General features: G+C 65.8%; 20 protein-coding genes. 12 read left to right on the plus strand and 8 right to left on the minus strand.

Annotated elements, in window-relative coordinates:
• Nucleotides 1-31: 31 nt before the first annotated feature.
• On the minus strand, nucleotides 32-1,366 hold the full coding sequence (locus tag JI752_RS09655) for a tyrosine-type recombinase/integrase (protein ID WP_216962923.1): 1,335 nt from the start codon (nucleotides 1,364-1,366) through the stop codon (nucleotides 32-34).
• Nucleotides 1,367-2,134: 768 nt separating this feature from the next.
• Between JI752_RS09655 and JI752_RS09660 the strand changes: the two genes are divergently transcribed.
• The gene (locus JI752_RS09660; protein WP_216962926.1) at nucleotides 2,135-2,584 is read left to right on the plus strand and encodes a hypothetical protein; all 450 of its coding nucleotides are present in this window, start codon (nucleotides 2,135-2,137) and stop codon (nucleotides 2,582-2,584) included.
• 363 nt (nucleotides 2,585-2,947) lie between these two features.
• Here the strand turns inward: JI752_RS09660 and JI752_RS09665 are convergent, their stop codons facing one another.
• A complete protein-coding gene (locus JI752_RS09665) occupies nucleotides 2,948-3,397 on the minus strand; it encodes a glycine zipper 2TM domain-containing protein (protein ID WP_216962929.1) in 450 nt (149 codons plus the stop codon).
• Between the two features lie 645 nt (nucleotides 3,398-4,042).
• Here JI752_RS09665 and JI752_RS09670 point away from each other — a divergent pair.
• Nucleotides 4,043-5,377, plus strand: a complete 1,335-nt coding sequence (locus JI752_RS09670; RefSeq protein ID WP_216962932.1) for an epoxide hydrolase family protein — start codon at nucleotides 4,043-4,045, stop codon at nucleotides 5,375-5,377.
• Between the two features lie 51 nt (nucleotides 5,378-5,428).
• On the opposite strand, the gene JI752_RS09675 is transcribed toward JI752_RS09670, so the two are convergent.
• From JI752_RS09675 to JI752_RS09690, 4 genes are read right to left on the minus strand one after another with little or no spacing between them, the layout of a single operon-like run.
• A complete protein-coding gene (locus JI752_RS09675) occupies nucleotides 5,429-6,340 on the minus strand; it encodes a DUF2950 domain-containing protein (RefSeq protein WP_216962934.1) in 912 nt (303 codons plus the stop codon).
• Nucleotides 6,341-6,352: 12 nt separating this feature from the next.
• On the minus strand, nucleotides 6,353-7,708 hold the full coding sequence (locus JI752_RS09680; protein WP_254200531.1) for a DUF3300 domain-containing protein: 1,356 nt from the start codon (nucleotides 7,706-7,708) through the stop codon (nucleotides 6,353-6,355).
• Nucleotides 7,709-7,735: 27 nt separating this feature from the next.
• On the minus strand, nucleotides 7,736-8,791 hold the full coding sequence (locus tag JI752_RS19525; RefSeq protein ID WP_216962938.1) for an OmpA family protein: 1,056 nt from the start codon (nucleotides 8,789-8,791) through the stop codon (nucleotides 7,736-7,738).
• Nucleotides 8,772-10,268 carry an ATP-binding protein gene (locus JI752_RS09690; RefSeq protein WP_216962941.1) on the minus strand — a complete coding sequence of 499 codons (1,497 nt, stop codon included), beginning with the start codon at nucleotides 10,266-10,268 and terminating at the stop codon, nucleotides 8,772-8,774. Before JI752_RS09690 ends, JI752_RS19525 begins: the two co-directional genes overlap by 20 nt.
• Before the next feature lie 312 nt (nucleotides 10,269-10,580).
• On the opposite strand from JI752_RS09690, the gene JI752_RS09695 reads away from it, so the two are divergent.
• From JI752_RS09695 to dxs, 6 genes are all read left to right on the plus strand, one after another.
• The gene (locus JI752_RS09695) at nucleotides 10,581-10,763 is read left to right on the plus strand and encodes a hypothetical protein (protein ID WP_216962943.1); all 183 of its coding nucleotides are present in this window, start codon (nucleotides 10,581-10,583) and stop codon (nucleotides 10,761-10,763) included.
• A gap of 116 nt (nucleotides 10,764-10,879) precedes the next feature.
• Entirely contained in the window at nucleotides 10,880-11,356 is a 477-nt protein-coding gene (locus tag JI752_RS09700; RefSeq protein WP_216964239.1) for an LEA type 2 family protein, read from the plus strand.
• 49 nt (nucleotides 11,357-11,405) lie between these two features.
• Entirely contained in the window at nucleotides 11,406-13,190 is a 1,785-nt protein-coding gene (locus JI752_RS09705) for an acyl-CoA dehydrogenase C-terminal domain-containing protein (RefSeq protein WP_216962946.1), read from the plus strand.
• A gap of 80 nt (nucleotides 13,191-13,270) precedes the next feature.
• Nucleotides 13,271-13,933, plus strand: coding sequence for an HNH endonuclease (locus tag JI752_RS09710; protein ID WP_216962949.1), 663 nt, complete (start codon nucleotides 13,271-13,273; stop codon nucleotides 13,931-13,933).
• 162 nt (nucleotides 13,934-14,095) lie between these two features.
• A complete protein-coding gene (locus tag JI752_RS09715) occupies nucleotides 14,096-15,193 on the plus strand; it encodes a hypothetical protein (RefSeq protein ID WP_216962952.1) in 1,098 nt (365 codons plus the stop codon).
• Between the two features lie 102 nt (nucleotides 15,194-15,295).
• Nucleotides 15,296-17,203, plus strand: a complete 1,908-nt coding sequence (dxs, locus tag JI752_RS09720) for a 1-deoxy-D-xylulose-5-phosphate synthase (RefSeq protein WP_216962955.1) — start codon at nucleotides 15,296-15,298, stop codon at nucleotides 17,201-17,203.
• Nucleotides 17,204-17,396: 193 nt separating this feature from the next.
• On the opposite strand, the gene JI752_RS09725 is transcribed toward dxs, so the two are convergent.
• Both JI752_RS09725 and JI752_RS09730 read right to left on the minus strand, forming a co-directional pair.
• Entirely contained in the window at nucleotides 17,397-18,476 is a 1,080-nt protein-coding gene (locus tag JI752_RS09725; RefSeq protein ID WP_216962958.1) for a TraB/GumN family protein, read from the minus strand.
• A gap of 84 nt (nucleotides 18,477-18,560) precedes the next feature.
• On the minus strand, nucleotides 18,561-19,034 hold the full coding sequence (locus JI752_RS09730; RefSeq protein ID WP_216962961.1) for a cupin domain-containing protein: 474 nt from the start codon (nucleotides 19,032-19,034) through the stop codon (nucleotides 18,561-18,563).
• Nucleotides 19,035-19,232: 198 nt separating this feature from the next.
• Here JI752_RS09730 and JI752_RS09735 point away from each other — a divergent pair, with 198 nt between their 5' ends.
• The 4 genes from JI752_RS09735 to JI752_RS09750 all read left to right on the plus strand — a co-directional run bounded on the left by JI752_RS09735 (nucleotide 19,233) and on the right by JI752_RS09750 (nucleotide 21,089).
• On the plus strand, nucleotides 19,233-19,418 hold the full coding sequence (locus tag JI752_RS09735; RefSeq protein WP_216962964.1) for a hypothetical protein: 186 nt from the start codon (nucleotides 19,233-19,235) through the stop codon (nucleotides 19,416-19,418).
• An 87-nt stretch (nucleotides 19,419-19,505) separates the two neighbouring features.
• Entirely contained in the window at nucleotides 19,506-20,078 is a 573-nt protein-coding gene (locus tag JI752_RS09740) for a DUF1801 domain-containing protein (protein ID WP_216962967.1), read from the plus strand.
• Nucleotides 20,079-20,122: 44 nt separating this feature from the next.
• Nucleotides 20,123-20,563, plus strand: a complete 441-nt coding sequence (locus tag JI752_RS09745; protein WP_216964247.1) for a DUF1801 domain-containing protein — start codon at nucleotides 20,123-20,125, stop codon at nucleotides 20,561-20,563.
• A 205-nt stretch (nucleotides 20,564-20,768) separates the two neighbouring features.
• A complete protein-coding gene (locus JI752_RS09750) occupies nucleotides 20,769-21,089 on the plus strand; it encodes a hypothetical protein (RefSeq protein ID WP_216962970.1) in 321 nt (106 codons plus the stop codon).
• Nucleotides 21,090-21,190 lie beyond the last annotated feature (101 nt).

Consider the following 21,190-nt stretch of genomic DNA (forward strand, 5'->3'; position numbering starts at 1 on the left):
TGGCCTTGCCATCTTGCACCCTCGTGAACGGTCACTTCGCCTTGCGCTTGATAGGCGACACCTTGGCGGATAGGCCAGTAATCAGCCGATGCAGCGTTTTCAACGCTTCAAGCTTTTCTGCCAGGTAGTCATGGCGGTCATAGTGCCTCGCTTGGACTCCTCCCAGCCCATGGGACTGTAGTTGCGCCCGAGCATCAATGCCTACACCCTCCGCCGCTAGGCGCGTCTCGACAGTGCGGCGCAGGTCGCCCGGCGTGAACAGACCCTTTTCCAGTTCGCCAGCCTCGGCCATCGCGCTCGCAACTTCCCGAATCCGATGCTGCACGGTCGCATACACCGCGCCGGACTCGCCCGCCGTCACGGTGAACAGGTACGGCCCCAGCCGCTCAGGGGCCATCGCCTGCAATGCGTCAGCCGCCTCAGGGATCAATGGCACGTCATGCACTCGGGCCACTTTGCGCCGGCCCTTTGCATCGCGCAGACGCACCCTTTGGGTGTCGGCATCGTGGTCATCAGTCTTCAGCCGGGCCAACTGCTCCACGCGCTGCGCGCCGGTAAGCAAATGGAAGCGAAGCAACGCCCCCTTCGGGCCCGGCATAGCTTCGATTCGTTTCCAGTAGGCCCGAAGCTCGGCGACGGACAGGGCGCGGTCGCGCGCATTGGAGCCACCATCAATCGCAGCCAGATCGCGGGCCGGGTTGGTAGTAACGCGCAGTTCGCGCAGAGCCGCCAGCCCACGGGCATCTTGCCGGGCACGAATCGCCGCCTGATAGGCCGCCAATAGATAGGCACGTAACTTCCGAGCCTCAGTCAACTTCCCGTCGTCGGTTACCTTCGCAACAACTGCCAGCAGGTCATCCATGCCTACGTCGTCGGCCGGAGTTGCCCACAGCTTGGGCCATGGTTGCTCTACGTGCCGCTTGATCGCCGCCGCCACAGCCGGCGCACTGGCCTTGCCATCCCGCTCCAATTGTCTGACGTATGCACCAAGTAGCGCGCCCAGCGTTGCCGCTTGTCGCGCCTCAGCCACTTCTTGGGCCTTGATCGCCGCCGCGCGCTCTAGCTCGGCTTGGCGACGCTCAGTGTCCAGGACCACACGCAGATCACGGTCGCCACGCAGGTATCGGTCGCTCAGCTTCCGGGCCTCCCGCTTTGCCTTGTCCAGCGTCATGCCGGATTTACCGTTGGCGTCGTGGCTACCCAACGGCAGATCGTCATAGCGGCCAACAGAGTCGCGGTAGCGAAAATAGAACCTTGCGCCATGGGGGCCGCCCTTGGCTCTCAGCGCCCCTTCATTCCGGTTGCCTGGCTCCGAAAGCCACTCGCCCGGCCTCAGTGCCGCCAACCCCCTCACGGTGATACCCATGGCCCAGTCCCTACTCGGTCCCTACTCGTTACAGGATTGTGCGGGACAACAAGGGACGCCACAAGACCACTATACCAAGCGTTTTCAGCACGTTACTGATACCACAGGGATCTGGCGGGACAGCTCGGGATGCCTAACGAAGGGATTGAAAATCCCCGTGTCGGGGGTTCGATTCCCTCCCCGGCCACCATTCAAATTCAAAAGCCCAGTAAGGCCACCGGCCTTACTGGGCTTTTTGTTGTGCGCAGTTGCCGGAACCCGGGGAGGCCGCGGAAGTTACGTGGTCAACCTGGTGCGCTGCTGAGGCTAAACGAGCACTTGGAAGCCAGCGGTGCAGAACTGATCGCCTTAGATGGCAGCGCCTGGCAATCGGCAAAGACGCTGATGGAGTTGCGACACCGGCTCGTGCATTACACGCACGACTGGCTCGATGGAGGCACCGAGGACCTCATGAGGGCCACCTCACTTCTCGAATCGGATTTGCTGCCGCGCTTGCGAGCAAGTTTCACGTTCTTGGCGCCTGATGCCGACGTCCTCAATACAGTCGCCGCCGGGCGTTTCCGGCACCGCGTCCCGCGTGGCCGAAAGCGCGGCATCAAGTCGGCCTCGTCGGAAACCGCTCCTGTCGTAACCGCGGCTTGGTGGCTAGTCGTTAGCCCGCTCGGCACCTCCCCAAATCGCAGCTTGTGGCGGTGCCTCGGCACTCTTACGCTTCCAAGGCGGCGAAGTTCTGCCGCATGGCCCGCGTCAAATCCACAGGGGGATTGAATGGAGCAGCAGCAAGAGGAAGAACTCGACGGCATCGTTTGTCCAATCGCCGACGAACCGAACACCTTCTATTACGCCTTCTGCAAAACAGAGAACCGACGCATCCGAGGCGCTACAAACCAGTACGTCGTAGCGGAGAACAGTGCGAAGCATCACGCCCATCAGACTGGCCACGAGACTTCCGTGGAACAGGACAAGAGCAAGGCCCTGCTTGGCATCCCGTGCAGCGGCAACGGGTGCGGTTACATCCATTCCATGGTTCTTGAAGGCCCTTCAATCAGATTGCGGAACTCGCATCCGTCCAAATCGATCGAGGTGAAGGTGTACTGGGCGACCATCATGGGTGAGGCGTACAACACGTACACCCTATTCCCAGGCGATGACACGGTGTACCAGGGGCCCGGCGAGCCTTATATCGGTGTTTCGAAGATCAAGACCAAGATTGTTTGACGGTTTGCGTCGCCGCGGCCCATGCCGCGGCGACCGCTCTCGGCAATTTGAACAAGGAATAGATGCACCGCATCACGCGCCTGATCGACGTCTCAGAGTCACCAACTTCTCACCTGCACCGCGAACCGCTCAAGCGCTCAATCGGAGCCGTGAGCTGCTCAACGTCATCCGTAATGTAACCAGCAGCAGCGTCAGCTTCTTGGCTGTGCGCTAGGATCCTCTTCAGCGCATGGGCGGACGCGTCCATGGCCTCCAGGACGGGCGGCGCAGCGGGTCACCATGAACAATCGTAGCCCAGTAAGGCCCGACGGCCTTACTGGGCTTTTGCTTCTTGAAACCTCGGCGCGGTCGGCCGACGTTCTCTCAGCGACTGACGCGTGTCGTCCTGCCGTCGGATGCGACCTGGACGCGGTCACCCACGCGGAACTCATTGACGCTTCCTTCCTGCGTGACCGCGATGGTGCGGCCGGACTCCAGTTCGACGGTCACTTCGATGCCGGATCTGCCTCCGCGGCTCGCGCGGTTTCCGACCGCGCCACCTGCGACTGCACCGGCCACCGCACCGGCCGTGTTCGCCCGGCGTCCGCCGCCGATCGTGCTCCCGGCGATGCCGCCCAGGGCGGCACCGGTGGCGGTTCCTACACCGCGCGAGTCGTTCTGGATGGTCACTGCCAGCACGCGCCGGACCTTGCCCCACTCCACTGAGCGGGCTGTCCCGACCTCGCTGCTGCCGACGGTCTGCGCCATCAAGTCGGGAACCATCAGAAGAGACAACACCACGCACAGCCCGAAAGTACCGAACTTCGCTTTCATCCTGATCCCCTTCGCGGTTGGAGTTGAGGCGCCTAGGTTCACGAGCGAGTTACGCTCCCCGTCGTGAAGCGATGGTGAAACGACCAAGAGCCGCGACACGCGGCCGTTCGGTAGCCGCAATGCTCGATGACACTGCGGCATGCGCAGCGCGCAGCTGCTTGATCGCCGAGCTTCACTCGCCTTTCGACATGGACCGCCATGCACTGGAAGGAACGGAACGCGTTGACGACGCAACAACGAAAGACTCCTTTCCAACAACGCGCGGTCGCGTAAGCGAAGCGGCAAACGCTGTCCCTTTCACGCCAGCTTCCAAAGCAAGTTGCGCGCCAACTCGCTTGCGACGAATGGCAGTTGCGATTGATTCATCCGCGGCGTATCAATCGATGCTGGCAGGCACGCTGAGATGGTGTTCCGGCAGCCGCAATGGCTGCACAGGACTGGAACATCCCGAAGTGAATCTCTCACGCGCGTGTCGCGCACGGAGTGCGCGCGCCCCGATGGATCGACGGTTGCTTCGTCGGCGAACGCTCTCGAAGGCCTGGCGCATTGCCCTCGGAAAACCCTGTTGAAACGAGCGCTTTCAGCTCTTCCCCACCATGTGGAGTGCATCCACGTGACAGGTAACTGCACGCCGGAGGAGATCGTATGCGGAAGGTGACTCACCCTGACCTTTTGACCAGACGCAGGCTCTGCGGAGCTGCGGCCGCGACGATCGCTGCCGCACCGCTCGGACTGCTCAGTTGCTCAGACGGGAACAAAGCCATGAACGAAGTCGCAGAGAAGAAGCCGGCAGCGGCCAGCGCGTCCGCCGAGATCCGGCCGTTCGAATTCAAAGCTACGCAGGCCGACCTGGCGGACCTGAAACGTCGCATCGAGGCCACCCGTTGGCCCGAGCGCGAAACGGTGAACGACTCCACTCAGGGCGTCCAGTTGGCCGTGATGAAGAAGCTCGCCGACCATTGGGCGAAGAACTACGACTGGCGCAAGACGGAAGCCCGGATCAACTCCGTTCCCAACTTCATCACCAACATCGACGGGCTGGACATCCATTTCATGCATGCCAAGTCCAAGCATGAGAACGCGCTTCCGTTGCTGGTGGCGCACGGATGGCCGGGATCCTTCGTCGAGCAGATGAAGCTGATCGGCCCGCTCACCGATCCCACCGCGCACGGCGGCACCGAGGCCGATGCATTCCATCTGATCATTCCTTCGATGCCGGGCTACGGCTTCTCCGGAAAGCCCACGGCGACCGGCTGGAATCCCCCGCGCATCGCCGACGCATACAACGAACTCATGAAGCGTCTCGGCTATACGAAGTGGGGAGCGCAGGGCGGCGACTGGGGCGCGATCGTCGTGGACCTGATGGCGCTCAAGAAGCCGCCCGGCCTCGTCGGCATCCACACCAACATGGCCGGCGTGGTTCCACCCGAGATTGACCAGGCGATGTTCCATGGCCAAGCCATTCCGGAAGGCCTGTCGGAAGAAGAACGCCACTGCTGCGAGCAACTCCTCTTCACCTACAAGCACATCGGCTACGCGATCATGATGGGCGACAGGCCCCAGACATTGACGGGGCTTTCGGATTCGCCGGTGGGGCTGGCGGCTTTCATGCTCGATCACGATCCCAAGAGCTACGACATGATCGCGCGCTCGGTGAACGGAACTCCCGAAGGACTGACGCCGGATGACGTGCTCGACAACATCACCCTGTTCTGGCTGACCAATACGCCGATCTCCGCGGCGCAGCTTTACTGGGAGAACAAGACGCCCTACTTCGCAGTCAAGGGCGTCACGATCCCGGTCGCGGTCAGCGCATTTCCCGACGAACTCTATACCGCTCCGAAGAGCTGGTCCGAGAAGGCGTATCCCAAGCTCGTGTACTACAACCGCCCCGCGAAGGGCGGGCACTATGCGGCGTGGGAACAGCCCGCGCTGCTTTCCAAGGACGTGCGCGAAGGGTTCAAGACGCTGCGTGGATGAGTCGCACCGGATGCAGCCGGGCGTGTCCCGGCTGCATGGCTCACGCAGTGGTTAGGGCGTGCTCGGCGACGCGGCCGAAGCAATGGTCGCGCTGTCGATTTCCTTCCAGCCGCTGTCCGGATCGAATTTCGTCATCGCCTTCGCGATGCCGCCGCCTTCCGGGCCGAGGTCCTGCTCGAACACCTGCCCGTCGTGGCTGATGATGAAGCTCATGACGCCGCTGTCGCCGTAGCGCGCGGGCCATGCGACCAGCGCGAAGCCGCGGCTCATGTGGTCGCCGAGGAGATAGCTGTAGGCCCCGCGTGGCGCCGACGGCCCCTGCGCCTCGAGGATGCGGAAGTGGTAACCATGCCACTCGCCCTGCGGCGTGTCGTCGCCGAACAGCGGGCCCAGCGGACTCTCTTCGTCGTTCTTGTCGTCCCAGTACAGCCCGTCGTGCTTTCCGTCGGTGCTGACGAACTTGCGCGCGTACTCGAGCACGCCATCACCGTTGCGATCCACCGAGGCGTAGTCCATCTGTGCATCGTGATAGGCGAGCATCGCCTGCACCGTGTCCAGCTCATTGCGGCCGATGCGTCGCGCGCGGATTTCCGGCTCACCGGCCTTCAGGTTGAATGCCCAGCCGCTCGTGCCCTTCTCCAAGGGAACCGGCAGCGTCCACGCTTCCGGGCCCACGACGAGGATCGCCCGCGTCGGCGATGGCGACTGGAAGGAATGGCGCTGGCGATAACGCTTGAGGAAGGCGTCGACGTCCTCACGATCCACGCTGCCGACCGGGATATAGGTTTTCCAATCCGGGCCGAGCACGGCGGACAGCTTCGCCTCGTCGGCCTTGCTCGCACCAAGCGCGGCAACCAGCGCCTGCGCGGCGGCATCCGGCGTCGGGAACGACTGCTGGGCCTGCGCCGGCCATGCAAGCGCCGCCAGGCACACCAGCAGCGGGAGACGGATCGGACGGATCATCGAGCCTCTCCTTCAGCGACGGCGACCGCCGCCGCGCGATGGCGGTCGTGCGGGACGCGAAACGGGACGACTGCCGCCGCCGCGCGAACTCGAAGGACGCTGCGATGCGGAATAGCTGCCGTGCCCGCGATTGGACGTGGCGCGCGACTGGCCCGGATCGCGCGCGCCCGCGAAGGCGTTGTTGCCCTGATGTGCGCCGGCGTTGCGTTCACGGGCGCCCTGCCTGGCCTGGTTGTTGGACACCGACGGCGATCCTGCGCGCGTGTCGCGCGTTCCGGCCTGCTGTCGCGATCCTGGCTGGCGCTCGAACTCGCGCGAAGCCTGTCCCGCGCGTTCGCGTGCTTCGCGATTGCTCGCCGCGGGCGCCTCGAAGCCGCGCTGCTCCAGCGATTGCCGCGCGCGATCGCGATCCGCGGTACGCGCCTGGTCGCGACCACGGTAGCCATCGCGCTGGCCTGCGCCGTCGAGCTGGCGGCCGAACTGCTCGCGACTGGCGCGATCGCGATACGGCACGCCATCGCGATTGGCGGCGTCATGGCGCCATGTGTTCTCGTTGCGATTGATCTGGCGATTGGAGTTGATGTTGTTGTAGCGGTCCACGTCGATGTCGATATCGCTGTGGCCCCAGTCGAGGTCGCCCCACAGCGCGCCGCCGATGGCCACGCCCACGCCGAAGCTGAAGAGCGCCGCGCCGGGGTAGTAGTACGCCGGCGGCGGGTAGTAGTACGGCGGATACGACGGATACGCCCAGCTCCCGTAGACCACGCTGGGGTTGTAGCTGGGGACGTAGACGACCTCCGGGTTCGCCGGTTCGATGACGATGGTCTGCTGCGCCGCGCCCGTCGTTCCCGATGGCGCGGGCTGCGTTGTGACCTTCTGCTGCTCGGTCGACTTGAGGTTGCCTGCCGCTTCGGCCTGCCTGCGCAGTCGCTGCACGGATTCCATCACCGCATCGGGTTGCGCAAGGAACGCGTCGCCCATTCGCTGCACCCACGACGGATCCTGCCCCAGCACGGCAAGCAGCTGCGGGAACGCGACGAGCGATTGCACGCTCGGATCCCAGGGCTGGTTCGCAACCTGCTTCACCGCCTCCTCGCCCTTGGCATCCTTGTGCGCCTTCGACCATGCCACCGCATCGGCGACATCGCCCGGATAGGTCGACGCCATCAACACCTGCGCGAGCAGCGAGTCCGGATACAGCGCCACCGGCGCCATCATCTGGTCGAGTTCTTCACGGCTGAACGCCTGGGCGCCCGCGTCGCTTGCGGACGCCGGCGGCGACGTGCCCTGCGCGTTGGCCTGGCCCGTCGCGATGGCGCTGCCGGTCAGCAGCGCCATCGCCAGCAGCGCGGATGCGCGGATACGCATGCGGCTTCTCCCGTCGTGCCGGCCGGATTACTTGGCGCCGGCCTGCACGCCCTTGTCGACGACCAGCTTCACGACCACCTTTCTCGCGCTGGCATTGCTACCGGCACCGGCGTCGCTCGCCACGCCCATGCCATCGCCGGCGCGCACGCGTCCGGGCGCCAACCCTGCGTTCTGCTGGAGATAGTTGGACACCGCATCGGCGCGCCGCGAGCTCAGTCGCTGATTCGCCGCGGCATTGCCGGTGGAATCGGTGAAGCCCTGCAAGACGACCTGGTAGTTCTTCGTGTCCTTCGCCTTCGCGGCGAGGGCATCGAGGTCGGACTTGCCCTTGGAGGAAATGGACGCGCTGCCGGAGTCGAACAGCACTTCCACCGTGTCCAGTGCCTCATAGGTTCCGAAATCGTCCATGCGCGCCGTCGTCGGCGCAAGGCCGGCCTGGACCTGCTGCGCGGTGCGCATGTCTTCGGACTTGAACGAAATCTCGGTCGCGTTGAATCCGCTGCCTGCGGCCACGACGTCGGCGGTGATCGGAAGCCCGGGGATCAGCGCGCTCTGCTCGGCCTTCTCGTGAATGACACCGGTCAGGCCCTTGGTCCGCTTGTAGCGCGTGTCCGGCGCGACGGTGATCGTCTGCTCGACGTTGTTCTGGTCCTTGACGGTGATCGTGCTGCCCTGCACAGCGGTAATGAGGCCCTTGATCTTGCTCTTGTCACCATCGGCCGCGAACGCCGTCGACAGACTCGACAAGACCAATACGCTGACAAGCGCGAAATGCTTCGGCGATGCGTTCATGGCGATGATCTCGATATGGATGGGCCACTGGATCGCGGACCGTGGCGTGCGGACCTGCGTGTGCGCGGCCATGCGTGCATGCATCGCACGGGGATCCGTCCGGATTGGCGGGTCGAATCTAGGCCCGCGGATTTCCGCCCGCCATTGGCCCTTGGCCCAATCCCGGTTTCGCGCCGCGGAACGCTTCACTTCGCCAAGATCCGTGCCGTACACAGACCGTTGATCGCCATACGAGCGCCGTGACGATGGACGGCGACACGCGCGATCGAGATCACGGCCGTCGCCTGGCACTGCTCACCGGAAGGTCGAAATGAAACCCCACGCCGCGTGCCGGCGCATTGTTCTGCGCCCATAGCCGGCCCAGATGCGAGGCGGCAATCGTGCGGCAGATGGCCAGGCCCAGGCCGAGGCCGTTCAGTTTGGTGGTCTGGAACGGCTCGAAGATGCGTTCCAGATCCGCCTCCGGTATTCCCGGGCCTTCATCCGACACCGTTACCCTCACCCATCCGTCGGTGACTTGCGAACGGATCGTCATGCGCCTTGATTCGGCGGCGAGCAGGGCGTCGCACGCGTTGAAGATCAGGTTCAGCACCACCTGCTCGATCTGCACGCGATCCGCGGTCACCGGCGGCAGCGCCACGGCCAGGTCCGTGATCACGGTGATGCCGCGACTTCGCAGGTCGTGGTCCATCAGGCGCAGGCTCTCGCGAAGCACATCGTTCACATCGATGTCCGCCCGGCTCTCCGGTTCCTTGCGCAGCAGCGAGCGCAGGCGTCGGATGATTTCTCCGGCACGGCGGTCATCGGCCACGATGTCGCCGAGCACTTCGCGGACTTCGGTCAGGCCCTCGGGATTGCGTTGCAGCATGCGTTGCGCGGCCTGCGCATTGCTGAGGATGGCGGCCAGCGGCTGGTTGAGTTCGTGCGCGAGCGAGCCGGACAATTCGCCCAGCATCGTCACGCGGGACAGATGAGCGACCTCCTCGCGACGCTGCGCGAGTTCGGCGATGCTCTTCAGGCGGACCAGTTCGCTGTTGCGCAACTCGACGGCCAGACGGTTCGACTCGAACAGGTTCGTCGTGAGCTGATAGCTCATCGCGACGATCACGAACAGGAAGCTGGCGCTGCCGATGAAGGGCGTCTTGATGGCGTTGAGCGTCATCAGGATCGCCGCCGTCATCATCAGACCGATGAAGAGCAGCCAGCCACCGCAGATGATGATGGCGTGGCGTCGCTCCGCGGCGCTGCCGGAACGCAGCGCCGAGGTAAGGACCAGGAATACATAGAGGGCCAGCAGGAGATTGCCGGCCTGCGCGACCAGTACCCAGGGGTTGGGCGATCCGATCGGGTATGAGACGACCACGCCACCCGCCCATTCGACCCGCCCCACCGCGGCGATCGACGCGAAGTTCAGGTTCGCGCCGGTCGTGAAGTTCAACGCCAGCGCGGCCATGCGCAGCGCAACCGCCGCGATCGCCAAGGCAAGGTACTTCGGCCCGAACGACAGGTGGACGAAGGTCACCAGCGACACGACCAACGCCGCGATCGGCACGTGCATCCATCGCAGCAGGCCCGCCAGTTCCGACGGAGTCCGCGCGTGGATGGCCTGCAGCTCCAGCAGGCAGAGGATGGCCAGCGAGATGGCGGCCACCGCGAATGCCAGGTGCTGCGGCATCGAACGCTGGCGCGCCCAGATCAGTGCATGGATCAGACCCAACGTCAGGCTGGCCGATGCCAGCATGGGCCAGACGACCTGCACCCATGACATGACCGGCCTGCCCCCGTATGCGCCGAACCCTAGGCAGACAACGGGGCCTCATCTGCACGTCGGCCAACGACAGCGCGCGCTCCGAAGAGCCAACGTAGGAAATTTCCTACCCCAGCAAGCGCGATTACCCGATGGAAGACCCATCCCGAAAAGGCAGATCCTGAGCACCGCCCCGGCAGCCCGGCCATGCGCAAGCAAGGATGCTGCTCAGCAATGGATAAGGCCGTCACCGTGAGCAGGTGAGCCAGCTGGGCCGGGGCGCTTTTTCTTCTGGGTCAGGCGTTCACGGGCATTTCCGGGAGGGTTCCAACGGTGGCAACGACTCACGCCGACGCCTCCCCGCGAACCCCCTACGCATCGCCGGCCGGCAGCCGTCCAGTCGACTTCCGCCGCAAGCGTGCGCGCCGCGCCGCGTTGCGGCATCTGTTCGTCTGGAGCGCCGTGGCAGCGCTGGCGCTGATCGCACAGGTCGTGGCGCCAGCCGCGGCAACCTGACCCGCCCGCGCGGCATTTCCCTACATCCCCTAGCGGCCACCGGAGTTAGCTGCTGGGCGCACCGTGCGCCGTAGTATGCTCGCCGTCCCATCAGACGGAGCGGCGGCATGAAGGCGATGCACTGGACACGTTGGACGGCCCTGGCGCTGGTCGCGCTGCTGATGGCGGGGTGTTCCAGCGGGCCGGTGCGACGGGTGTCGGAGCCTTCCGCCCGCATCCAGCAACTTACCGTCCGCGCCGATGGCAGCTGGTCGGCTGAACTGCGCATCGAGAACTTCAGCAGCATCCCGATGCGGTTCGAAACCGTCGACCTGGCGGTCAAGATCGCCGATGACGAAGCCGGCCGGCTGCGCGCGCAGCCCAACCTGACCATCGGCCCGGAATCGGCCGATGTCATCACCGTGACCGTCATGCCCGACGCCGCCGGCAAGCTCGCCGCCGCCGATGCGCTGGCGTCGGGTCGCAGCCTCGCCTACTCCCTCAACGGCCGCATCGACGCCACGCCCGACGAGGGCAAGCTGCGCAGCTTCGACATCGACCGCAACAACAACATGCTCAGCCCCGCGCCCGGCCTGCCCGGCGTGCTGCGCTGACCCACCTCTTCATTCACGACCGCGCAACGCGCGTCTGCCCGGACTTTCCATGAGCAGCTACAAGGCACCTCTCGACGACATCCGTTTCGCCCTCTTCGACGTCCTGGGCGCCGAAGGGCAGTTCCAGCGCCTGGGTTTCACCGATGCCACGCGCGACGTGCTCGATGCCGTGCTCGACGAGGCCGGGCGCTTCACCGAGACCGTGCTCGCGCCGCTCAATCCGGTGGGTGATCGCGAGGGCTGCACGCTCGACCAGGCGACGGGGCGCGTGACCACGCCGGCGGGTTTCAAGCAGGCCTATGCGCAGTTCGTCGAGGGTGGCTGGGCGGGGCTGACCTCGCCGGCCGAGTTCGGCGGACAGGGCTTGCCGCAGCTCGTCGGCGTGCCGCTGAAGGAAATGATCGACGCCGCGAACCTGGCGTGGGGCAACTTCCCACTGCTTTCGCACGGCGCCGTCGAAGCGCTGCTGCATCACGGCGAGGCCTGGCAGCAGGAGGTGTTCCTCAAGCCGCTCGTCGACGGCCGCTGGACCGGCACGATGTGCCTGACCGAGCCGCACTGCGGCAGCGACCTGGGCCTGCTCAAGACGCGCGCCGAGCCCAACGGCGACGGCAGCTATTCGGTCACGGGCACCAAGATCTTCATCACCGCCGGCGAGCACGACTTCACCGACAACATCGTGCACCTGGTGCTGGCGCGACTGCCCGACGCACCGGCCGGCAGCCGAGGCATCTCGCTGTTCCTGGTGCCGCGCGAACGCGTCGGCCGTGACGGCGCCACCGGCGCGCGCAACGAGGTGCGCTGCGGCAGCCTGGAACACAAGATGGGCATCCACGGCTCGGCGACCTGCGTGATGAACTTCGACGGCGCGCAGGGCTGGCTGGTGGGCGAGCCGCACAAGGGCCTGATGGCGATGTTCACCATGATGAACTCCGCGCGCCTGGGCGTCGGCCTGCAGGGACTGGGACTGTCCGAGCGTGCGTTGCAGAATGCGCTTCGCTATTCGCGCGAGCGCCTGCAGATGCGCGCGCTGTCGGGCGCCAAGCGGCCCGACAAGCCGGCCGATCCGATCATCGTGCACCCCGACGTGCGCCGCATGCTGTTGACCTGCAAAGCGCTGATCGAAGGCGGCCGCCTGATGGGCTACGACGCGGCGCTGCAGGGCGACATTGCCGAACACGCCGCCGACGCGGGCGAACGCAAGCAGGCTGACGCCATCGCCGGCTTCCTCACGCCGATCGTCAAGGCGTGCCTGACCGAATGGGGCGTGGAGTGCACCTATCACGCGTTGCAGTGCTTCGGCGGCCACGGCTACATCGCCGAGCACGGCATGGAACAGCTCGCGCGCGATGCCCGCATCACCACGCTTTATGAGGGCACGACCGGCATCCAGGCCCTCGACCTGCTCGGCCGCAAGATCCTGCAGATGCAGGGCGTGGGCCTGAAGGGTTTCCTGGCGCAGGTGACGGCCTTCTGCGAAGAGCATGCGAACGATGGCGCACTGGCGGAGTTCATCGGCCCGCTGCGCGAAAAGACGGCGCAGTGGCAGCAACTCACGCAGACGGCGACGGGCCGCGCGTGCGAGAACCCGGACGAGATCGGCGCTGCGTCCTACGACTACCTGATGTATTCCGGCTACGTCGTCCTCGCCTACTGGTGGGCGCGCGCGGTGGTCGCGGCGGAAGCCTCGTCGCATCCGCAGGCGTTCAAGGCCGACAAGCGCGCGACGGCGCGCTTCTACTTCGCCCGCATCCTGCCGCGCACGCTCGCGCATGCAGCGGCCATGGAGAGTGGCGTGGCCGGTCTGCCCGAGCTTCCCATCGAAGCGGCATGACCCGCACAGCCCGCGGATCGCATGGTCCGCGGGCCTGAAGTACACAAAACGTAAACAATGGCGTATAAGCTGGTGTCCCGATGGAGACCGATAGAGCGAAGCTACGCCTGGTCCGAACCGGAACCGATCTGGATCCGGCCCACCCCTCCTTCGCCCCGCGCGGCGCGATCGACCGTCTCAATTCGGTTCGACTGCTATCACTGGACGCGCACGGGCGCGTACTCGACTGGATGAGCTGGCAGGACGCGACCTGCCTCTACGTGCGCGGTGCAGTCGCCTGGACACTGGGCGATCCGTGTTTGCAGGTGCACGGCGGCATCAGCCGGCACACCGGCGAGCAGAGCGTGATCGAACTGCATCCCATCGTGGCTGCGCGCAGCCATGCACGGACGCACGCGCTCGACCCCACCCCTGCCCTGACCAATGCCGCGTTGTTCGCACGCGACGGTTACCTGTGCCTGTACTGCGGCCACGACTTCAGCCGGCCGCATCTCACGCGCGACCACGTCATGCCCGTATCCAAGGGCGGTCGCGACATCTGGGAGAACGTGGTCGCGGCCTGCTTCCACTGCAACTCGCGCAAGGGCAACCGCACGCCGCAGCAGGCCGGCATGCCGCTGCTGGCCGTGCCTTACCGGCCGAGCTGGGTCGAGCACCTGATCCTGTCCAACCGCAACATCCTCGCCGACCAGATGGCGTTCCTGCGCAGCCAGTTGCCGAAGAACGCGCGCGTGCAAGCGTGAATGCGGCAGGGACGTGACGCGTATCGCGGTTTTGCCGAATCCCGCTTCTCGCGCGCCTACTGCCTGACCTAAAACGCTCAGATGCGACGCTCTGCGCGCGTTGACGACCGAGAGGGCGTCCGCAACACTCGCCATCCATTGCAAAAATACGACGGATTCTCGATGCGCCTGACCCTCGGCCTGACCGGCATGGACCCGACGACGGAGTCCGCTCTGCAGGCGGCCTTCCAGTCCGCGAACGACCGTCTTGGCCGCGCCTGGCAGCTGGTCCCCGACGCCGATGCCGACTACGTCATCGTCGACATGGACAGCATGTACGGCCCGATGAGCTGGCTGCGCCTGCATGCAGCGGGCAAGAACGTGGTCGCGCTGACCGCTGCGCAGCGCACGCAGGCCGATTACCGGCTGGGCCAGCCGTTCGATGCCAACAGTGTCGGCAACCTGCTGCGCGACATCGCCTCGCAAGCCGGCATCACGATCGAAGCCCCGGTGGCGGCCGAACCCAAGCCGGCGGCACCGGCGCCTGTCGCGGCTGCACCTGCACCTCCGGTGCCTGCGCCGACGCCCACACCCACACCCGCGCCCGTCCCGACGCCCGCGCCAGCACCGGTTGCAGCGCAGCAACCCGTTGCGCCGCCGGCACCGGTCGAGGCGGCCCCGGTGGCCGTCGAGCCCGCGCGTGAAGTCGCGCCGTCGATCGCCGAAGGCACCCTGCTCGACTGGATCGCCAACGATCGCCTCAAGGGCCGCGTGCGCGTGCGCGGTGCCGACGAAGGCCTGCTGCTCGATCTCGACCAGCGCGTCTATCACGGCCCTGCCGCGCTGAAGCCGTTGGCACGCCTGTTCGAAGGACGCCTGGAATCCATCGAGTTCGTACCCGTGGACGCAGCGACCTTCGCCAGCGAAAGCGCGCGACTGGGCGCGCCGATGCCGCTCTCGCGCCTGGTGTGGTTCGGCAGCCTCCTCGCCGGCAAGGGCACGCTGGCCGGCGAACACGACGCCAGCCGCCGCTACCTGATGGTCAAGTGGCCGCAGACCGAACGCGAGTACCCCAAGCACTTCCGCATCGCCACGGTGATGATGAAGGGCCCGGCGCTGGTGTCGGAAATCGCCGAAGCCAGCGGCGTGACGCCGGCCGAAGTGGCCGATTTCATCAATGCCAACCTTGCCACCGGTTTCGCCGAACCCGAGCGCGAACCCGAGCCCGTTGACCCGGGCAAGGCCGGAAGCGGCCTGTTCGGACGATTGCGCGGCCGCTGAGCCGACACAGCGGCGCTCATTGCGCCGCCATCTGAACAGGGTGTCGACGACACGCGGGGCGCGATCCTTGCCCGCCCCCGACGACGGCGGGACAATGGCGTGATGATCGACCCGCAACGTTATCCGCGCCTGTCCCGTATCCAGGTTCCCGCCGACCTGCGCCAGTTCCCCGAAGAGGAACTGTCCGCGATCGCCGAGGAGCTGCGCGCCTACCTGATCGAGCAGGTCGCCCTCGTCGGCGGCCACTTCGGCGCGGGTCTGGGCGTGATCGAACTCACCGTCGCCCTGCACTGGCTGTTCGAAACGCCGGTGGACCGCCTGGTGTGGGACGTGGGCCACCAGACCTACCCGCACAAGATCCTCACCGGCCGTCGCGACATCATCCACACGGTCAAGCAGAAGGACGGCGTCGCGCCGTTCCCCAAGCGCGAGGAAAGCGAATACGACACCTTCGGCGTAGGCCATTCGTCCACGTCGATCTCCGCCGCGCTGGGCATGGCGATCGCGCTGCAGCAGATGGGCGACGACCGCAAGGTCGTGGCCGTGATCGGCGACGGCGCGATGACCGCCGGCATGGCGTTCGAGGCGCTGAACCACGGCGGCGGCATGGATCCCGAGCCGAACCTGCTGGTGATCCTCAACGACAACCAGATGTCGATTTCCGAGAACGTCGGCGGCCTGACTCAGATGCTCGGGCGCCTCACCGGCAGCCGCACGCTCAACGCGATCCGCGAAGGCGGCAAGCGCCTGCTGGGCGACAAGAACAAGCCGGCGGCGAAGTTCGTCAAGCGCTGGGAAGAGCACTGGAAGGGCATGTTCGTGCCGTCCACGCTGTTCGAGGAAATGGGCTTCCATTACACCGGCCCGATCGACGGCCACGACCTGCCCGCGTTGCTGTCGGCGCTGAAGACGCTCAAGACCCTCAAGGGCCCGCAGCTGCTCCACATCATCACCACCAAGGGCAAGGGCTACGAGCTCGCCGAGGGCGACCAGATCGGCTACCACGCCGTCGGGCCGTTCGATCCCGAGAAGGGCCTGGTGAGCAAGCCCGGCGCGAAGAAGCCCACCTACACCGACGTCTTCGGCGAGTGGCTGTGCGACATGGCGGCCGTCGAACCGAAGCTGCTGGGCATCACCCCGGCGATGCGCGAAGGCTCCGGCCTGGTGCGCTTCAGCAAGGAATACCCGCAGCGCTACTTCGACGTCGCCATCGCCGAGCAACACGCCGTGACGCTGGCGGCGGGCATGGCGTGCGAAGGCGCAAAGCCCGTCGTCGCGATCTATTCGACGTTCCTGCAGCGCGGCTACGACCAGCTCGTGCACGACGTGGCGATCCAACACCTCGACGTGCTGTTCGCCATCGACCGCGGCGGCGTGGTCGGCCCCGACGGCGCTACGCACGCGGGCAACCTCGACCTGAGCTACCTGCGCTGCGTGCCGAACATGGTCGTGATGGCGCCGGCCGACGAGAACGAATGCCGGCAGATGCTGAGCACCGGCTACCACCATGTTGGCCCCGCCGCCGTGCGTTATCCGCGTGGCACGGGCCCGGGCGTTGCGGTGCAGTCCACGCTCGACACGTTGCCCATCGGCAAGGCCGAAGTGCGTCGCAGTGGCTCGAAGATCGCGTTGCTCGCCTTCGGCGCGGTCACGCCGGCGGCGGAAGCCGTCGGTGCGGAGCTGGGCCTCACCGTCGTCAACATGCGTTTCGTGAAGCCGCTGGATCGCGCGCTCCTCCTCGAACTCGCGCGCAGCCATGAGGGCTTCGTCACGATCGAGGACAACGTGGTCGCCGGTGGCGCGGGATCGGGCGTGGCGGAACTGCTCGCCTCTGAAAACATCGTGCTGCCGATCCTGCATCTGGGCCTGCCCGACGAGTTCCAGCACCACGCCAGCCGCGAGCAGCTGCTGTCCGAATCGGGGCTGGATGTGGCGGGCATTCGCGACGCGGTACTCAAGCGCTGGCCGGATCTGGGGCGCGCGAGCATCGCGGTGAGCGCCGCGGGGTAAGTTGTGTGCGGACGACGCGGGAGCGCCGTTACCTCGCGAAGTTCGTCAGCCCCGCCATGCTGTCATTCCCGCGAAGGCGGGAATCCAACTGTCCGTCGCCTCACCCTACGTCGCGCGTGACACCTCTGCGCCTTGGAACCCCGCCTTCGCGGGGATGACGGCATATGGGCATGACGGCACGGACGTGGCGCGGCTACCGGCCCGCCGGTGTTCGTTCTGGCGCCTTCTCTGCCTTCACGTCTGACGCCTCTACCGGCGCCGCAGCCGACGGCTCCTCCACCGCATACCCCTTCGCCCGCAACTTCGCGACATAGCCATCGGGCTTGAGCAACTCCCGCATCGGCAACACCGCGAACGTCACCCGGTTCTTCGCCAGCGCCGCTTCCGCCACGCCGATCCAGCGCGCTGCCACCTGCCCTTCGATGTCGCTCGTGCGCTTGCGCAGCACGCCGGACTGCGCGGCCGCACGCAGGCAGGCTTCGTTCTGATCGGTGTAGGGCAGCGCCCTCAGCGCTTCCAGATCGCCCACCGCCCATGCATTGGCGCGCTCGCGCATCGTGCCCAGGTCGGACTCCAACCGCTGCAGCGTCTTGGCGAAACAGTCCAGGTCCTCCAGCTTCGAGCTGCGGAACTCGTTCAGCGCCGCCTTCGGGTCCTGGATCATCACCGTCACCATGGTTTCGGTGCGCGGCACGTCATGGCGCTTCGCCAGTTTTTTCACGACGGGCCACACCACGCCACCCTGCCGCAGACCGATGTCCTCTATCGCTTCGTTGTACAGCTCCATCGCCGCCAGGATCGGGCGATAGAACTCCACCGAACGGTCATCGCCGATGTACTTGTCCTTGAGGACGAGCCATCGCGCGTACATTTCCGGCGGCACCACCTGCTGTAAGGTCTGCCCATCGGGATTCTTGCGCGCACCGAACGCCTTCGGCGCCAGCGCCAACTTGCCGAAGAACCCGAGGTCCGCATCAATACGCACGCCCGGGCCTTCGATCACCTCCTGCGACTGCGCGATCACCTTCTCGACATCGCGCGATTCCCATTCCATGCGACGTGGCAACGGCGAAACCGTGCCGAGGATCCATAGCGTGTTCTCGCCGCGTCGCACCTTCCACAGACCCGGCCCGGGCTGGATGCCGCTGACCACGAGCGGCGCGAGATCCCGTATCGGCGGTTCGGCTGGAAATGCCGGCGCGCCTTGCGCAGCGGTCGTTCCGGCGAAGGTAATGAACATTCCCGACAGCAGCATCGCGACCCGGTGACGCATCTGCACTCCCTGTAGAAACATGGCGCGACGCATGCCGCGTCGCACGGGATGAATAGGACCGCGTCGCGCGGCGCTCGTTCCCGTTCAGTCCAGGCCCCGCGCGCCGGCACGTCGCAACGCAGCTTCGACATTGCCGCCCGGCTCAAGCAATGCGAACCCGTCCCACACGAACCCCGGCGCCACGGTGCACGCAACCAACGTGTACGCGGACAACGGACGCGCGGATTGCCAGCGCCCCGCCCGCACCACATGCATCGCCGGCCCACCGCGCGCCGCGCTGTCCAGGCGCATCGTATCGAGTCGACCGCTTTCCACGTCGAACTCCTGCAGTTCCAGGGCACCGCCGTCCTGCCAGTGCCAGGTCTCGTCGGCATCGACACGGTGCCAGCGACTGACCTCGCCTTGCGACAGCAGGAACTGGATCGCGGTGAGCGCGGGGCGGCGGTGACCCGCGTGCTCCACCGTCACGGCCGATTCGTAGACACGCCGGTAGTGGCCGCCTTCGGGGTGCGGCGCCAGGTGCAGTTGCGCGATGAGACGGTCGGCGGTCGGATCCATCGGCGGATCGTAACGCCGTGCGCGGGGAGGTTCATGCGATGCACGAATCTGCGGTATCGCCGGATCGTTCAGCCTCACCCGCGACGCGCCACCCTGTCTGAGCTCCAGACGCGCCGGCCGCATCCATTTGGGTGACTTCACCGGTTCCTAACCCCACTTGCCACAGATTCCGCAGCTCATGTGCATGAGGGGTGGAAGATGGAGAAGTCGGCCGAACGAAACGTGCTGATCCAGGACCATGTCACCGTTGGCTTCGATGTCGTCAACCGCGACGGCATCCTGAATGGCTACGCCTGCAGTGCACCCTTTGTGATTGGATCGATGGCCGGCGAACCAACTCGGGAAAGCGTCGTCGCCGCGAGAGAGGCGCCGGTGATTTCCTGAGCGGTGCTATCCTCGCCCGCGCACCGCCCCAAGGACCAGGATGGCGCGCCGGCATGATGCCGCCCGCGCTCGAGAGGACGAGCCCGCATGCCCGGCAAAACGACGCCCAGGAAGCCGGTGAAAGCCGCGACGAAGAAGACCGCAGCGAAAGTCACATTGCCGCGCAAGGCCGCCACTCCCTCTGCTCGCAAGGTTGCGAAAAGTCCTACCAAAAAAACGGCGCGTTCGACGAAGCGTGATGCCACGACGTCCGCAGACGCCGTCCCCCTGCTCTCCGGCGGCAATCCGCAGATCCCCAAGGGGTTCGGTGATGCTCCCGTGCAGGCGTACATCGCGGCGATGCCGGGGTGGAAGAGCGCAGCCTGGCGTCGCCTCGACGCCCTCATCGAAGAAGCCGTTCCCGGCCTGCACAAGGCAGTGAAGTGGAACTCGCCGCTCTACGGCGTCACCGAGGGCACCTGGTTCCTCGGCGTCCACTGCTTCACGCGCTACATCAAAGTGTCGTTCTTCAACGGCGCTGCGCTGCGCCCGGTTCCGCCCGGCAAGTCGAAGATGCCGCGCGTGCGCTACCTCGACATCCACGAAGACGACGCGATCGACGAGACGCAATTCGTCGCGTGGGTAAAGCAGGCCAGCAAGCTTCCCGGCGAACGGATGTGACACGGACGAAGGATCACAACACCTCCATGACGAAGGCCACGACCATGAAGAAGACCAACGGCACCGCGAAGGACGCGCACGGCGAAGGCGATGCATCGCAGCTCATCGACGCCAGGATCAACGAGTTGGACGACTGGCGCGGCAAGACGCTCGCACGCGTGCGCAAGCTCATCCGCCAGGCGGATCCCGAAGTGGTCGAGGAATGGAAGTGGCGCGGCGTTCCCGTGTGGTCGCACGCCGGCATCATCTGCACCGGCGAGACGTACAAGAACTACGTGAAGATGACCTTCGCCAAGGGCGCATCGCTCGACGATCCCGCAGGCCTGTTCAACTCCAGCCTGGACGGCAACACGCGACGCGCCATCGACATCCACGAGGATGATGAGATCGACGAGGCGGCGCTGAAGGCGCTGATCAAGGCAGCTGTGGCGTTGAATGCTTCCGGCAAGGCGAAAGCGAAGAGCACCGCGAAAGCTGCGAAGTAGGTGCCGACCGAACCGCCGGCTGGGCCGCCCCGCCGATTCGCAATAAGAAAAATTCAGATTGCTCTGATGTTCTGACAGGAGCTGTCCCGCGATCCTGTGCCCTGACGGACCTGCTTTCCCCGGACTTCTCCGGCCAGGCCTGTCCTCGCCGCCCGACACAGGGCGGCGATCCAATCCAAGGCGCACACACGCGCAGGGACAGGACATGAAGCGGACCTACATTGCGATTCTCGCCGTGGCATGCACGGCGATGATGGCGAGCGCGCACGCCTCCGGCGGCCACATCACATTCGTCGGCAGTGTCATGTCACCGACGTGCGCGCCGACCGCCATCGAGATTCCCACCCATGAGGTACCGAAGGACATCCGCACACAGTGTCCGAAGAGCCCGGCCCCCACCCACTACACCTTGCACCTGCAGCCCGCCCCATCGTTGAAGTCGGCCCTGCTTGCGTACTACGACGGCTACGTCCGGGCCAGCGGCAACGGCCAACCGGCGTGGATCGCCACGCAGACTTATGAGTAAGCACGGTGCGGGACGCCTGAAGGCAGGCGCGCAACGACCCTACAGCCGGTGATGCGGAAGGAATTTCCAGACTGCTCCGCAGACCGCGGAGAGAAGTTTGA

It is taken from the genome of Lysobacter sp. MMG2 (genome assembly GCF_016735495.2).
Lineage (GTDB): Bacteria > Pseudomonadota > Gammaproteobacteria > Xanthomonadales > Xanthomonadaceae > Lysobacter_J.

Coding starts and splice junctions, on each gene's coding strand:
- JI752_RS09740 (WP_216962967.1), top strand. CDS start 19,506: ATGCCCGGCAAAACGACGCCCAGGAAGCCGGTGAAAGCCGCGACGAAG.
- JI752_RS09750 (WP_216962970.1), top strand. CDS start 20,769: ATGAAGCGGACCTACATTGCGATTCTCGCCGTGGCATGCACGGCGATG.
- JI752_RS09700 (WP_216964239.1), top strand. CDS start 10,880: ATGCACTGGACACGTTGGACGGCCCTGGCGCTGGTCGCGCTGCTGATG.
- JI752_RS09705 (WP_216962946.1), top strand. CDS start 11,406: ATGAGCAGCTACAAGGCACCTCTCGACGACATCCGTTTCGCCCTCTTC.
- JI752_RS09675 (WP_216962934.1), bottom strand. CDS start 6,340: ATGATCCGTCCGATCCGTCTCCCGCTGCTGGTGTGCCTGGCGGCGCTT.
- JI752_RS09745 (WP_216964247.1), top strand. CDS start 20,123: ATGAAGAAGACCAACGGCACCGCGAAGGACGCGCACGGCGAAGGCGAT.
- JI752_RS09690 (WP_216962941.1), bottom strand. CDS start 10,268: ATGTCATGGGTGCAGGTCGTCTGGCCCATGCTGGCATCGGCCAGCCTG.
- JI752_RS09715 (WP_216962952.1), top strand. CDS start 14,096: ATGCGCCTGACCCTCGGCCTGACCGGCATGGACCCGACGACGGAGTCC.
- JI752_RS09730 (WP_216962961.1), bottom strand. CDS start 19,034: ATGGATCCGACCGCCGACCGTCTCATCGCGCAACTGCACCTGGCGCCG.
- JI752_RS09655 (WP_216962923.1), bottom strand. CDS start 1,366: ATGGGTATCACCGTGAGGGGGTTGGCGGCACTGAGGCCGGGCGAGTGG.
- JI752_RS09680 (WP_254200531.1), bottom strand. CDS start 7,708: ATGCGTATCCGCGCATCCGCGCTGCTGGCGATGGCGCTGCTGACCGGC.
- JI752_RS09670 (WP_216962932.1), top strand. CDS start 4,043: ATGCGGAAGGTGACTCACCCTGACCTTTTGACCAGACGCAGGCTCTGC.
- JI752_RS09660 (WP_216962926.1), top strand. CDS start 2,135: ATGGAGCAGCAGCAAGAGGAAGAACTCGACGGCATCGTTTGTCCAATC.
- JI752_RS09710 (WP_216962949.1), top strand. CDS start 13,271: ATGGAGACCGATAGAGCGAAGCTACGCCTGGTCCGAACCGGAACCGAT.
- dxs (WP_216962955.1), top strand. CDS start 15,296: ATGATCGACCCGCAACGTTATCCGCGCCTGTCCCGTATCCAGGTTCCC.
- JI752_RS09735 (WP_216962964.1), top strand. CDS start 19,233: ATGGAGAAGTCGGCCGAACGAAACGTGCTGATCCAGGACCATGTCACC.
- JI752_RS09665 (WP_216962929.1), bottom strand. CDS start 3,397: ATGAAAGCGAAGTTCGGTACTTTCGGGCTGTGCGTGGTGTTGTCTCTT.
- JI752_RS09725 (WP_216962958.1), bottom strand. CDS start 18,476: ATGCGTCACCGGGTCGCGATGCTGCTGTCGGGAATGTTCATTACCTTC.